At 62.4% G+C, this 13,721-nt stretch carries 12 protein-coding genes and 1 tRNA gene; 6 read left to right on the forward strand and 7 right to left on the reverse strand.

Translation table 11 applies throughout. The features are described 5' to 3' along the window. Together JMA46_RS03220 and JMA46_RS03225 are read right to left on the reverse strand one after the other, a co-directional pair. Complete coding sequence (locus JMA46_RS03220) at positions 1-825, reverse strand: electron transfer flavoprotein subunit beta/FixA family protein (RefSeq protein WP_247647001.1); 825 nt, start codon at positions 823-825, stop codon at positions 1-3. Between the two features lie 258 nt (positions 826-1,083). Continuing rightward, positions 1,084-2,742 carry a trypsin-like peptidase domain-containing protein gene (locus tag JMA46_RS03225; protein ID WP_207343856.1) on the reverse strand — a complete coding sequence of 553 codons (1,659 nt, stop codon included), beginning with the start codon at positions 2,740-2,742 and terminating at the stop codon, positions 1,084-1,086. A gap of 278 nt (positions 2,743-3,020) precedes the next feature. Between JMA46_RS03225 and JMA46_RS03230 the strand changes: the two genes are divergently transcribed. From JMA46_RS03230 to JMA46_RS03255, 6 genes are all read left to right on the forward strand, one after another. Continuing rightward, a complete protein-coding gene (locus JMA46_RS03230) occupies positions 3,021-5,039 on the forward strand; it encodes a TPM domain-containing protein (protein WP_207343857.1) in 2,019 nt (672 codons plus the stop codon). A gap of 149 nt (positions 5,040-5,188) precedes the next feature. After that, the gene (locus JMA46_RS03235; RefSeq protein ID WP_207343858.1) at positions 5,189-5,965 is read left to right on the forward strand and encodes a PspA/IM30 family protein; all 777 of its coding nucleotides are present in this window, start codon (positions 5,189-5,191) and stop codon (positions 5,963-5,965) included. Positions 5,966-6,105: 140 nt separating this feature from the next. After that, positions 6,106-6,516 (forward strand): TOBE domain-containing protein, encoded by a 411-nt coding sequence (locus tag JMA46_RS03240; protein WP_207343859.1) that lies wholly within the window; start codon positions 6,106-6,108, stop codon positions 6,514-6,516. Further along, on the forward strand, positions 6,513-7,346 hold the full coding sequence (gene modA, locus JMA46_RS03245) for a molybdate ABC transporter substrate-binding protein (RefSeq protein WP_207343860.1): 834 nt from the start codon (positions 6,513-6,515) through the stop codon (positions 7,344-7,346). The genes JMA46_RS03240 and modA overlap by 4 nt, the downstream gene beginning before the upstream one ends. Further along, complete coding sequence (locus JMA46_RS03250) at positions 7,324-8,196, forward strand: ABC transporter permease (RefSeq protein ID WP_207343861.1); 873 nt, start codon at positions 7,324-7,326, stop codon at positions 8,194-8,196. The genes modA and JMA46_RS03250 overlap by 23 nt, the downstream gene beginning before the upstream one ends. After that, the gene (locus JMA46_RS03255; RefSeq protein WP_207343862.1) at positions 8,193-9,257 is read left to right on the forward strand and encodes an ATP-binding cassette domain-containing protein; all 1,065 of its coding nucleotides are present in this window, start codon (positions 8,193-8,195) and stop codon (positions 9,255-9,257) included. Before JMA46_RS03250 ends, JMA46_RS03255 begins: the two co-directional genes overlap by 4 nt. Positions 9,258-9,348: 91 nt before the next feature. Here JMA46_RS03255 and JMA46_RS03260 read toward each other — a convergent pair. From JMA46_RS03260 to JMA46_RS03280, 5 genes are all read right to left on the reverse strand, one after another. After that, positions 9,349-9,425 (reverse strand) — tRNA-Met (locus JMA46_RS03260). Between the two features lie 176 nt (positions 9,426-9,601). Next, the gene (locus JMA46_RS03265) at positions 9,602-10,378 is read right to left on the reverse strand and encodes an enoyl-CoA hydratase (RefSeq protein WP_207343863.1); all 777 of its coding nucleotides are present in this window, start codon (positions 10,376-10,378) and stop codon (positions 9,602-9,604) included. 66 nt (positions 10,379-10,444) lie between these two features. After that, positions 10,445-11,494, reverse strand: a complete 1,050-nt coding sequence (mmsB, locus tag JMA46_RS03270; RefSeq protein ID WP_207343864.1) for a 3-hydroxyisobutyrate dehydrogenase — start codon at positions 11,492-11,494, stop codon at positions 10,445-10,447. 17 nt (positions 11,495-11,511) lie between these two features. After that, a complete protein-coding gene (locus JMA46_RS03275; protein WP_207343865.1) occupies positions 11,512-12,564 on the reverse strand; it encodes an enoyl-CoA hydratase/isomerase family protein in 1,053 nt (350 codons plus the stop codon). A gap of 18 nt (positions 12,565-12,582) precedes the next feature. Further along, positions 12,583-13,719: an acyl-CoA dehydrogenase family protein gene (locus tag JMA46_RS03280; RefSeq protein ID WP_207343866.1), complete on the reverse strand. Its 1,137-nt coding sequence runs from the start codon at positions 13,717-13,719 to the stop codon at positions 12,583-12,585. Positions 13,720-13,721 lie beyond the last annotated feature (2 nt).

Here is a 13,721-nt window from a genome sequence, read left to right on the forward strand (position 1 = left end):
TTAGATCAGTTTCTGCGCGGCCAGGAAGTCAACGAGTTGAATGCCTGCGTCGCCGGAGTCGGTGATGATGGTGCCGGCCGTACGCGCGGGGCGTTCGGCGGCGGCACTGACCGTGGTCAGCGATCCGGCAAGTCCGACGTCGGAGGCGGACAAGCCCAGATCCGCCAAGGACATGGTGGTCATCTTTTTCTTCTTCGCGGCAATGATGCCCTTGAAGTTCGGGTAGCGTGGATCGTTGGCCTGATCGGTCACGGAGACCAGGGCAGGCAGTGATGCCTGGATTTCCTCCGAGTAGTCATCACCGTCACGGCGTGCCGTCACGGTACCGCCGTCAACCTCCAGCGCCGAGGCGAAAGTCACCTGCGGCAAGCCTAGACGGGCTGCCAACTGGGCAGGAATGATCGAGGTTTCCCCGTCAGTGGATGCCATGCCGGTAATGACAAGGTCCACCGGGCCGAGCGTTTTGATGGCTGCGGCCAGGGCGAGGGAGGTGGCCCAGGCGTCGGAACCGGCCAGTGCATCGTCGTTGACGTGCAAGCCTTGGGTGGCGCCGATCTGCAGCGACTTTTTCACGGCTACTGCTGCGGATGCGGGGCCCAGCGTCAGTGCCGTCACCACGTTGCCGGCCTTGGCACCGCCACGGGCATCAGTCAAGGCCAACGCGGCCTCCAAGGCGTATTCATCCAATTCGGAAAGGATGCTTTCGCTGCGGTCGATGGTGTGCGCGTCACCGATGAGGTGACGGTCAAATTGCGCATCTGGCACGTACTTCACGAGTACCACAATGTTCAGTGCTGAATTTTCCACTGCTGTCCTTTGTGTCATGGACGGATGGTGAGCAGCTCCCCAACCCCGTGTCGGGGCGGGTGCGGCGGGTTCGCCCTTGGCCTACCCCAACAGCTTAGTTCGAAGCTGCCGTGGCGTGTATCCACTGGGTCGATTCTTTACTCGTGGCGAACACGCCGACCCTGAAACTGCGCGAAACGACGTAAGTACCACGGCACATCACACAACAAAAGTCCCCTTCCTGCTGCCGTTGAAAGACGGTGGCCGAAGAGGACTCTTGTTGGTGCGTGGCGGCAGTTAGTTCGCCGGCATGGTGTCGAGGGTGACGTCCACTGACTGGGCGGCTCCGTTGCGGGTGAAGTTGACCTTAACCGTGGCGCCACCTGGCTGCTCACGAACCGCTGCGGTGAGATCTGCCGGGTCACTGATGGTGCGCTGACCCATTTGGGTGATGACATCATCAATTCGCAATCCCGCTTTCGCGGCGGCACTTCCGGGCGTCACTGTCTTCACCGTGGCACCGCTGGAGAACGCGCCGTTGGAGCCGGCCGCTGATGTCCCGCTCACCGAAACGCCCAATTGACCGTGAGTGGCTGTGCCGGTCTTGATGATCTGCTGCGCCACCTGCTGAGCGTGGTCGATCGGGATGGAGAAGCCCACACCGATGTTGCCACTCTGGCTGGAAGCGCCGGCGGAACTGCCAGTGGAGGCGATGGCCACGTTCACGCCCACCACTTGGCCCTCCGAGTTGACCAGCGCGCCACCGGAGTTGCCGGGGTTGATGGCCGCATCGGTCTGGATCACGTTTAAGTTCACCGTGCCCTGGGCTGCCTGGGTGTCCTGCCCGCCCCCTGGAGGGGAGAAGCGGAAGCCGTTGCCGCCGTCGGGCGGGGTTTGTGAGGAGTCGCTTGGCGTTGTCGGTACGGCTGAGGAAGCCACCTGAATGGTGCGGTTCAGCGTGGAGACAATGCCGTCGGTGACCGTGCCGTTCAAGCCCAGCGGTGAGCCGATCGCAATGACAGTGTCACCAACATTGATCTTGCTCGACTGGCCCAGGGTTGCCGGAACCAGGTTCGGGGCGTCAATCTTGACCACGGCAAGGTCGGAGAGCGGGTCTGTTCCCACGATCGTGGCCTTGTAGACCTTGTTGTTGCTCAACTGCACCTCGATGTCCGCGTGTGCCGCAGCGCCGTCAAGAGTCACCACATGGGTGTTGGTCAAAATATGGCCCGCAGTGTCCAAGATGATACCCGAACCGGTACCGCCGGAGTTGCCGCTGGTGGCAGAAATGGTGACAACAGACGGCATGGCCTTCGCTGCAGCCGCGCTGACTTGGTTGACGGAGGTGGGGTTGTTGATGACAAGGGGCGCGCTTTGCTGGCTCGAACTGGCCACCGTGTTGTTGCCCTGTTGGTCAAGCAGGAAGCTCGTTCCGCCTGCTACCAAGCCGCCCACCAGTGCCGCCGCCAAGACGCTGGCGGAGAACAGGCCGATGCCGACTTTCTTGCGCTGCTTCGGCTTGGCCGTGACTGCTGGTGCCAAGGTGTGCGGATACGCGTTCGACGCCGGGTACCCCGGTCCGGCTTGGCCCGTCCCCGCGTGGGTGGCAGGGCCGTATTCCTGACTTGCGTGCGCAGGCTGGCCGTACTCGTTTGTGTGTGGCTGCTGGCCCTGCTGGTTGTGGGTAGCAAAGTGGGTGGGAATACGCTCTGTCGGATTCTGCGAGAAAGCCGGATTCTGGGACGAAGCCGGGCCGCCGTAGCTCGGAGCTGCGTGCTGCTGGGATTCCGGGTACTGCTGAGTTTCCGGGTTCTGCTGAACATTGGCTTCGGTGGCTTGGATGGCTTCGGTGGGCTGCTGCGTGGCGGCCCGTTCCGGTGTCTGTTTGGGAGTCACGGGAGCCTGCTCGTACTCGCCCTCATTAGATGTGGTGTGTTCGCCGTTGTTCTCTGACATCAGCTTTCCCTTCATTGAAATCCCAAGTGATGAACTCTCTATTGACTTTCATCTTCTCGTTCGCTGCTGATGCATTGACGAACGTTCGCTGGAAGGCAGCTGTGAAGGTTCGTCAGATTTCATTATGTCCTATTCCGTTCAGCAGCAACCTTGCCCCGGCTTGTCCGCACCTGTTCGCAGCGCTCCGGAAATCCGCCCACCAATCAAAACAACGCCATAGTATCGTGTGAAGTGATAAGAGCGAATCCTGCAATGGTCCAACATCCAAAAGGTGAGCAATGTTTGCACGTTTAAGGCTATTTTCCCCCTTTCTGGCAGCGCTGGCGCTGGTAATTCTCCTGCTGGGCCCGGCGTCCTTGGCACAGGCCGAACCGCCGGTGACCATCCCCGGTGGTACCTACATCGTTGACAACGCGAATGTGCTCGGCAACCAAAAGGCAGAGGTTCAAAACGCGCTCACGAAATTGAGCAAGGACCACGGCGTTACGCTCTTCGTGGTCTATGTCGATTCCTTTGACGGGCAGGCCCAGGAGACGTGGGCCCAAACAGTCGCCACCGAGAAGAACATGGGCCAGTTCGATGCCCTGCTGGCCGTTTCCGTTCAGACAAAACAGTATGCATTCATTGGCGGCACCAACACGTTCCTGACGGCAGCCCAAGGCTCCACCATCCAGTCGAGCGCCATCAAACCCCAGCTCTCCGCTGGAAACTGGGCCCAAGCAGCCATCGACACCGCCGCCGCCTTGGGCGATGCAGCCGGCGGAGGCAAGGGCAACGTTCCCAACCCCACAGGAGGATTCGTGGCGCTGGGAGTTGGGGGCGTCGTCGTCGTTGGTGGTGCAGGCACGGCCCTGTACCTGCGCAACAAGCGCAGGAAATTAGCGGCGGAGGCCACGGAAAAGGGCTACGGAGCGGACGGGAAGCCGCTTGACCCCAACGCCGGCATGACCATTCCAGAGCTGCGCACCAAGGCTGGCTCATTGCTGATCGCCGCCGATGACGCCATCAAGAGCAGTGAGCATGAGGTTGGATTTGCCCAGGCTTCCTACGGCGATGAGGCAGTCAAGCCTTTTCAGGCTGCTCTGGCCAGTGCCAAAACCCACTTGGCGGAGTCTTTCAAGCTGCAGCAGCAGTTGGACGATGAAATTCCCGACACCATTGAAGAGCAACGGCAATGGCTTGGTGAAATCATCAAGCGCAGCGAAGACGCCAACGCCGCTTTGGATGCGCAAAAGACTGCCTTTGACGAATTGCGTGAACTGGAACGAACCGCCCCTGAAGTACTGGGCACAATCCGCGCCCAGACGCTCGAAGCGCGTGCCGCAGTGGCCGGGGCTGAGCAAAAACTGACCGACCTGACGGCACGCTACTCCGAGGACGCTGTGGCGCCCGTGCGCGATAACGTGGCGCAAGCCACCGACCGCCTTGATTTTGTCGACACGGCCGTTGCCGATGCCGATGCGAAGCTGACCGTCGCAGATACGGCAGGCGCTGCGGTGTCCGTCAAAGCTGCCCAGGAAAGCCTCCTGCAGTTCAAGGTGCTGTTGGAGGCCATTGACAAAACGGAGGCGGCCATCAAGGATGCCGCCGCAACCATGGGGACGGCGCTGCCGGACGCGCTGAAGGATTTGGAGCAAGCCAAGTCAATGGTTTCTGCGGAACAATTTGCCCGCTATGCACCCACAGTCCATGCTGCTGAAGCGCTGCTCAACGAGGTTCACACCAACGCCTCGGCTGGCAAGCCGGACCCACTCGCCCAGCTGGCGGCTGTGCAGGCGGCACATGGCCAGCTCGATGAACTGCTCACCGGCCTGCGCAACCAACAACAGCAGGCACTGCGTGCCCAGGACGCACTGCAACAAACACTCGCTGGAGCCCAGGCGACCATATCCACCGCTGAGGACTTTATTGCTGCACGTCGCGGAGGGGTCGGCTCGGCGGCCAGGACTCGATTGTCGGAGGCCCAACGCAACTTCGACTACGCAGTTTCCGTTTCCGAGTCCGATCCTGCCAACGCGTTGACGTATGCACAGCAGGCCCAGCAACTGGCCAAACAGGCCATCCAATATGCTCAAAATGACGTGGACCGCTTTGGCGGTGGAGGCCGTGGTGGCGGCGGTTCCATGGGTGGCGGGATCGGCGGCGCCGTCCTTGGCGGCATCATCGGCGGACTGCTCTCAGGAGGCGGAGGAGGCTTTGGCGGCGGTGGAGGTTTCGGCGGCGGTGGAGGCGGCGGCTTCGGTGGAGGCGGCGGTGGCGGCGGTGGAGGTTTCGGCGGCAGCGGCGGCAACTTCTAGGCAGTCACTGGCCCGGCGAAGATTGCGAAGCAAGTCGGCAAGGGCAACAATGGGAGGGGTCCCTAGGGTGTTCAGCACTCCTGGACGTTCTTGGCAGCACCCATCGAGATTTTGTACTGATAAAACCAGCAAATATAAGGGGATAGAGAATGGCAAAGCAGTCAATTTTTGGCCGGATCGCGCAGTTGGCCAAGGCAAATATCAACGCCCTGCTGGACCAGGCCGAGGATCCACAGAAGATGCTTGATCAGATGGTGCGTGATTACAAGGCCAGTATCAATGAAGCTGAATCGGCCGTAGCGCAGACCATCGGCAACCTGCGCATGCTCGAGGATGACTACAACGAGGACATCAAGTCCGCACAGGATTGGGGTTCCAAGGCACTGGCTGCCAGCCGCAAGGCCGACGAATTCCGTGCTGCCGGTAATTCCGCCGACGGGCAGAAGTTCGACAACCTGGCCAAAGTTGCCCTGCAGCGCCAAATGTCCTCCGAAAGCGAGGCCCGCTCTGCTGAACCCCAAATCGCTGCGCAGACCGATGTTGTCGACAAGCTCAAGACCGGTTTGCAGCAGATGCACGGCAAGCTGGACGAGTTGGCCAGCAAGCGCAACGAGCTGATCGCCCGTTCCAAGACGGCCCAAGCCCAGACCCAGGTCCATGACGCGCTCAAGAGCATCGACATCATGGATTCCACCAGCGAAGTCAGCCGCTTTGAGGAGAAGATCCGCCGCGAAGAGGCGAAGGTCCGCGGCCAGAACGAACTTGCCGCTTCCAGCCTGGACGCACAGTTCAACTCGTTGGAAGACTTGGGCGAACAGACCGAGATTGAAGCCCGGCTGGCTGCCTTGAAGAGCGGCAGTGCCCCGGCGCAGGCCGCCATCAACGCCCCCGACACCGTGGATGAGACCGAGTTCGACAAGCTGTAAGTTCAGTATTGGGTGCCCCGCGCAGCAGCTGCTGTGCGGGGCACTTTTTGGTGAAGTCCGCGCGGAACTGCACGTTCAAACTTCTCATCTACGAATGAAATATAGCGAAAATTACGCAGATGCGGATATAACATGGGGCTATGGCACTTATTCGCGTATCTGAAGCAGCTCGTTTTCTGGGTGTCAGCGGCGACACCGTACGTCGTTGGCTCGAGAACGGAACACTGCATGGCAGAAAGGACCAGCAAGGCCGCATGGTGGTCGACGGCGTTGAGCTGGCTGCGCTGGCCAAAAAACAGTCCGCACCACCCCAGGATCCAACGCGTGTTGGCAGCTCGGCCCGGAACCGCTTCGTAGGGCTCGTGACCACCATAGTCATGGACAAGGTCATGGCGCAGGTTGAGTTGCAGTGTGGTCCGTTCCGGGTGGTGTCACTGATGAGCAGTGAAGCCGTCCGGGACTTGAAGCTTGAACCGGGGTCGGTGGCCACCGCGGTGGTTAAATCCACCAACGTCATCATCGAAGTACCCAGCGACGGGAGCCACTCATGACACTGTTCAACACATCAATACGCCCAAGACGGCTGCGGCTTGGCGCCGTTGCTGCCGGCACCGCAGCGCTCGCTTTGAGCCTGTCCGGTTGCGGGCCGGCCGCGACGGCCCCGGGTGCCGAACCGAACACAACAGGAACTGCAGCTGCCGAGCTCTCCGGCACGTTGAATGTCTACGCGGCAGCGTCACTAAAGAAGACGTTCACTGTGCTTGCCAACGAATTTGAGGCGGAGAATCCCCAAGTCAAGGTGTCCTTGAGTTTCGACGGCTCCTCCACACTTGTCACCCAAATCACCCAGGGCGCCCCGGCCGATGTGTTTGCCTCGGCCGACCACGCGAACATGAAAAAACTCAGCGCTGCCGGTTTGGCCAAGGACTCCCCCGTCGACTTTGCCAGCAATGTGCTCACCCTCGTAGTGCCCCCGGACAATCCTGCCAACATCACCAGCTTTGCCGACGCCGCCAAGCCCGGCGTAAAGCTGGTGGTGTGCGCACCCCAGGTTCCCTGCGGTGCCGCCACTAAGGCGGACGCCGCCGGTGCAGGCCTCACCTTGTCACCTGTCAGTGAGGAACTGTCGGTGACAAGCGTTTTGGGCAAAGTCACCTCCGGCGAGGCTGACGCCGGACTCGTTTACGTCACCGACGCGACCACGGCAGGGGATAAAGTCATCAGCATTCCACTGAACTTGGCCAATCCCACAGTCAACCAGTACCCGATAGCTGTCATCAGCACAACGAAGGTACCGGAATTGGCACAAGGCTTCATCGCCCTGGTCACTGGCACCGAGGGACAAAAGGTGCTGCAGAATGCCGGTTTTGGTGCTCCCTAAAACCAGCCGCCCGGCTGCCCGTGTGCACGGACGCACATGGCAGTACACCGGCGTTCCGAGGTGGGTCTACCTCGTTGCGGCGGTGGGGGCCTTGTTCATCCTGCTTCCACTGGCCGGGATGGTGGCGCAGGTCAACTGGGGACAGTTTGGGGCGCTTATCACCTCGGAGCCTTCTGTGGCTGCACTGCTATTGAGCCTGAAGACAGCTGCGGCCAGCACAGCCCTGTGCATCGTTTTTGGAGTTCCACTGGCACTGCTGCTGGCCCGGGCGCAGTTCTTTGGCCAGCGTATTTTGCGGGCGCTGATCCTGCTCCCACTTGTGGTGCCGCCAGTGGTGGGCGGTTTGGCACTGCTGTACACCTTCGGCCGCGAGGGCTTGATCGGCAAGTCGCTGACGGTGGTGGGCATCAACATTGCCTTCTCCACCACCGCCGTGATCATGGCACAGACCTTTGTGGCCCTGCCGTTTTTGGTGCTCAGTCTGGAAGGCACGCTGCGCACGGCTGGTCAAAAGTATGAGGCCGTTGCCGCCACCCTCGGTGCACGCCCCGGCACAGTGCTGCGCCGGATCACGTTTCCGTTGGTGCTCCCCGGGCTCATTTCGGTGGCAGTCTTGTCCTTCGCCCGTTGCCTGGGCGAATTTGGCGCCACGCTGACATTTGCCGGCAGCTTGCAGGGTGTCACCCGGACCCTGCCGCTGGAAATCTACTTGCAGCGTGAAACCGACCCCGAGGCCGCCGTCGCCCTGTCATTCCTGCTCATAGCCGTCGCCGTGCTCGTGGTGGCACTGACATACCGGGCACCGAAGTCCCCGCTGCGCGCACTCATGTCGCCGGAGGCTGCACCATGACTTTGGAGTTCAACGCCACCATTGCAGCACGCAACGTGAAGCTGGAGCTGACCCTCGACGCCGGCGAAACACTCGCCATCATGGGGCCGAACGGTGCAGGGAAGTCCTCCGTGGTGCAAATGTTGGCGGGTTTGCTGAAGCCCGACTCCGGCAGCGCGGTTCTGCAGGGCCGTGCCCTCTTCAGCCTCTCCCCCGGCGCACAATGGCTGCCACCGCATGAGCGTGGGCTCGGTGTCCTGGCCCAGGACCCGCTGCTGTTCCCGCATCTGAACGTTCTGGAAAACGTCGCCTTTGGTCCGCGCAGCCAGGGCCGGGGCAAGGCGGACAGCCGGGTCTCCGCTGCCCATTGGCTGCAGGAAGTGGATGCCTCAGGGTTGGCCACCCGGCTCCCATCTCAGCTTTCCGGCGGCCAGGCACAGCGTGTTGCGCTGGCCAGGGCCCTAGCCACCGAACCGGAGCTATTACTGCTCGATGAACCCATGGCAGCCCTCGACGTGAACAGTGCACCATTTCTACGCAGCCTGCTGAAACGTGTGCTGGCGGGGCGCAGCGCCATCATCGTCACCCACAGCGTCCTCGATGCCCTTCTGCTGGCAGACCGCATCATCGTCATGGACGGCGGGCGCATCGTTGAGTCCGGCCCCACGGCAGCTGTGCTGGCTCATCCGCGCAGTGCCTTCGCCGCATCCCTGGCGGGGCTCAACGTCCTCCAGGGAGTCTTGGAATCAGGCTCACTGCTTATGCGCGACGGCGGACGGGTCGCCGGCCGCCTCGTTTCAGCGTTCGCGGAAGCACCTCAGCCGGCAGGTGGGCTGGAAGGCATGGCTGCGTTCGCGCCGTCGGCCGTGTCTGTGTTCCTGGCACCGCCGCAGGGCAGTCCGCGCAACTGTTTCAAGGTCAGCGTGGGCGAGTTGGAGCCCCAGGGCGAACAGATCCGGGTGCGTGCCGGTGCGCTGTCTGCGGATATTTCCCCGGCAGCGGCGGCGGAACTGGGCCTGCAGCCGGGCACTGAAGTGTATTTTGTGGTCAAGGCCGCCGAAGTGGTGCTGTACCCGGCGTGAACACCCGGCGGAAGCTGGCGGGTTAGCGACGGGAAGATTGTCTTTGGACAACGAAAAACCCCCGGCCGTCTGGCCGAGGGTTTCTCTCATCTGGTTGCGGGGACAGGATTTGAACCTGTGACCTCCGGGTTATGAGCCCGGCGAGCTACCGAACTGCTCCACCCCGCGTTGCGTCCTCAACAGTACAGTTGATTCCACCAAACACCAAATCGATGAACCCTACAGGACGCCTCCAACAGCAGGTTCCGTGCAGGAACGCACCTTGACTGCATAAACGGACGTTCTTTCCACCGTATAAGCAGCCAAGGTACGTTTGTGCGGAAAACCCACGTCCAGGTGCCCGGCTAGCGGTGCTTGAATTCGGCCGGACGCTTCTGTGTGAAGGCGGCCATGCCCTCTTTCTGGTCCTCAGTAGCGAAGCAGGCGTAGATGGAGCGCCGTTCCATCCGGATACCCTCGGCTAGGGTTGTTTCGAAGGCTGCGTTGACGGCTTCCTTGGCGATCATGGTCACCGGCTTGGACATGGAGGCGATGGTTGCCGCTGTGTCCAACGCATCTTCCAGCAGCGAGTCAAGCGGAACCACCCGGGCCACGAGCCCTGCCTGTTCGGCTTCAAGGGCACCCATGACGCGGCCCGTCAGCACCATTTCCATGGCCTTGGCCTTGCCAATCGCCCGGGTCAGCCGCTGAGAGCCACCCATGCCAGGGATCACGCCAAGCTTGATCTCGGGCTGGCCAAACTTGGCGTTGTCCGCGGCAATGATGAAGTCGGCGATCATGGCCAGCTCGCAGCCACCACCCAACGCATGCCCGGCCACGGCCGCGATCATAGGCGTGCGGACGCGTGCCAGCTCATCCCAGACGGAGAACCAGTTGGCGGAGTACATCTCCACAGCCGACTTCTGTGCCATTTCCTTGATGTCCGCACCGGCGGCAAAGGCACGCGAGGAGCCCGTGAGGACAATGGCACCCACTCCCGCATCCGCGTCGAAAGCCTGGGCTGCGGCCAGAATTTCATGGCCCATGCCGTCGCTGAGCGCATTCAGCGCCTCGGGCCGGTTCAGCGTGATGAGGCCGACTCGGCCGCGTTGTTCGGTCAGGATCAAGGAAGGCTGCGTCATGGTGGGGGTATGTTCCGTTCGCGGGTTGAAGAGGTGGAAGAAGGCGGGATGCGGGAAGACGGACGCCTAATCGGTGTCAGCGTCGTCTGTGTCAGCGTGGTCTGGGTCAGCACTGGCTAGGCCCGCACTGTCAGAGGCGTCCCGGATGGAATTGATGATGGCGGAGAAATCCGTGCCGGCGCCGCCATGCAAGGCAAACTCGCGGAAAATCTCTTCGGCGGAGCGGCCCAGCACGGCCTCGACTCCTGTTGAGTTCAGCGCCTCTACTGCCAGCCCCAGGTCCTTGGCCATTAACGCCCCGGCAAACCCTGGCTGGTAGTCACGGTTGGCCGGGCTGCCCGGCACGGGGCCGGGGACAGGACAGTTGGTGGTCAGCGACCAGCACTGCCCGGAGGCGTTCGCTGCCACATCGAAGAGGGCGGCGTGGGTGAGCCCCAGCTTCTCCGCCAGCACGAATGCCTCGCTGACGGCAATCATGGAGACTCCCAGGATCATGTTGTTGCAGACCTTCGCGGCCTGGCCCATGCCGGGTCCGCCACACAGCACGATGCGCTTTCCCATGACGTCAAAGAGCGGAAGGCCTGCGGCAAAGTCTTCCTCTGCACCACCCACCATGAACGTGAGCGTTCCAGCCTCGGCACCCACCACGCCACCGGAGACCGGTGCGTCAAGCCCGCGGTGACCGCTGGCGACCACCAGTGAGTGGGCTGCCCTGGCATCTTCGACGGAAATCGTGGAGCATTCCAAAAACAGCGCCCCCGGTTTGGCCGCAGCCAGCACCCCTCCTCCGGGACCCTCGCCTTCAAACGCGGCAAAAACATGCTTCCCAGCAGGGAGCATCGTGATGATGACGTCGGCCCCGTCCGCCGCTGCGGCTGCAGATTCCGCCACCACAACACCGGATGCCTGTGCTGCCGTGAGCGCTTCCGGCACCACGTCAAAGCCCGTTACCGAATAACCGGCCGCCACCAAATTCGCGGCCATGGGCCCGCCCATGTGACCCAGACCAATGAAGGCAACCTTCCTCCCGGTCCCGCCCGCTGCTTCACTGCCTCTCGCGTCGCTGCCTTTGGCTTCGCTGCCCGTCTCTGAACTGCTCGTCGCTGAACTGCCCATGGCCGTTTCCGTTCACATCATTTCTGCGGCGCGGACAAAGCCAGTTCGCGCTCACCCAAACCGGCGAATGCCTCCGCCACGACATCGGCGGAAACCTCCGCCAGCGTGGCCGGCGACCAGGCCGGATTCCTGTCCTTGTCCACCAGCTGTGCCCTGATGCCCTCGGCAAAGTCGGGCCAGCGCAGCGCTCTCAAGGAAACCCGCAAGTCCTGATTCAAGCCTTCCTCCAGCGACGGCAGAGTCCGCGCCCGCCGCAGCGCCGCCAACGTCACTGTCAGCGCCGTGGGTGACCTGCCGGCCATCGTCTTCGCAGCCGCCTGCGCCGCCGGATCGTCAACGCGTCCGAGCCGTTCCAGGATGGTTTCGGCGCAGTCCGGAGCGTACGCCTCATCAATCCACCAGCGCTGGTGTACCAGGGCGGACTCCGGCGGCTCCTGTCCCCAACGTGCGACGGCGGCCGCTGCCTTGCGCTCGGACAGTTCGGCTACCAGCGCGGGAAGTGACTCCGAGTCCACGAAGTGGTCGGCCAGCCCCATGGCGATGGCGTCCGCACCGCTAACCATGGTCCCGGTCAGTGCAGCGTGAGTGCCCAGTTCCCCGGGTGCACGGGAGAGCAGGTGCGTGCCACCGACGTCGGGCACGTAGCCAATGCCGGTTTCGGGCATGCCCACCCTTGACCGTTCGGTGACCACCCGATGCGAGGCATGGGCCGAGATTCCCACGCCTCCACCCAGCACCACCCCGTCCATGAGGGTCACAATGGGCTTGGGATAGCGTTTGATACGGGCATTGAGGCGGTACTCAGCACGCCAGAACGCTTCGCTGGCGTCTCCTTCACCGGACACGGCATCGTGGTAGATCGTGACGACGTCGCCGCCGGCACATAAGCCCCGCTCGCCAGCACCTGAGATGAGAACTGTTTCAACGCCGTCGTCCGCCTCCCACGTGTCCAGCGCGTCGGCGACGGCGGTGATCATTGCGGCATTGAGCGCATTCATGGCCCGGGGCCGGTCCAAAACCAGGTGGCCCAGGTGGCCCGTGCGCTGGACAAGGACGTCATTGTTCTCCATGAACCCATCAAACACTGCTTAGCGCTCCACCGCCAGACGACCCACGATCAGTTGCATGATTTCATTGCTACCCTCAAGAATTTGGTGCACACGTAAGTCACGGACCAGCTTTTCCAGCCCGTATTCGCTGAGGTAGCCGTAACCGCCATGGAGTTGCAGTGCCTGGTCGGCCACATGGAATCCGGCATCCGTGGCGACCCACTTGGCCATGGCACACAGTTTGACGGTGTCCGGGGCGCCGTCATCCAACGCCCGGGCAGCCCGGCGCAGCATGGTCCGGGCAAGCTCCAGTTCCGTATCCATGTGTGCGATTTCAAACAATAGGTGCTGTTTCTCAATGAGCGGGCCGCCGAACGCCTGCCGTTCCTTCAAGTAGGCGATGGACTTTTCCAGCGCAGCCCGGCCCCCACCCAGTGAGCACGCACCAATGTTGACCCGCCCGCCGTTGAGTCCCTTCATGGCGATGCCGAACCCGTCACCCTCGGCACCCAGCCGGTTGGCCTGCGGGATGCGGACGTTGTCAAAGAACACTTGGCGGGTGGGTTGGGCGCGCCAGCCCATCTTCTTTTCATTCGCGCCAAAGGACAGCCCGGGAGCATCGTGGGGAACCACGACGGCGGTGATGCCGCGGCTGCCTAAATCGGCGGTGCGGACCATCACCAGATACCAGGCCGAGGCGCCGGCACCGGAGATGAACTGTTTCGTGCCGTTGATGAGGTAGTCCTCGCCGTCGGCCACGGCCCGGGTGGTAATGGCGGCTGCGTCGGAGCCCACGCCCGGTTCGGACAGGCAGTAGCTGCACAGCTCCGTCATGGCGGTGATCCCGGGTAGCAACCGGGCACGCTGTTCGTCGTTGCCGAACGCGTCAATCATCCAGGCCACCATGTTGTGGATGGAGATGTAGGCGGCAATGCTGGGGTCCACGGCGGCCAGCTCTTCAAAGATCAAGGCAGCGTCCGTGCGGCTCAGGGCTGAGCCGCCAAAGTCCTCCGCTACGTAGATGCCGCCCATGCCCAGTTCCCCGGCGCGGGCCAGGACATCCACGGGAAAGTGCTTCTCCTCATCCCACGCTGCAGTGTGCGGGGCAAGCTCGACGGCGGCAAAGTCGCGCACCATCTCCACCACCGCCTCTTGGTCCGGTGTCAGGTTTTCCACGA

The sequence above is a fragment of the Arthrobacter sp. E3 genome, assembly GCF_017353415.1.
Classification (GTDB): domain Bacteria; phylum Actinomycetota; class Actinomycetes; order Actinomycetales; family Micrococcaceae; genus Specibacter.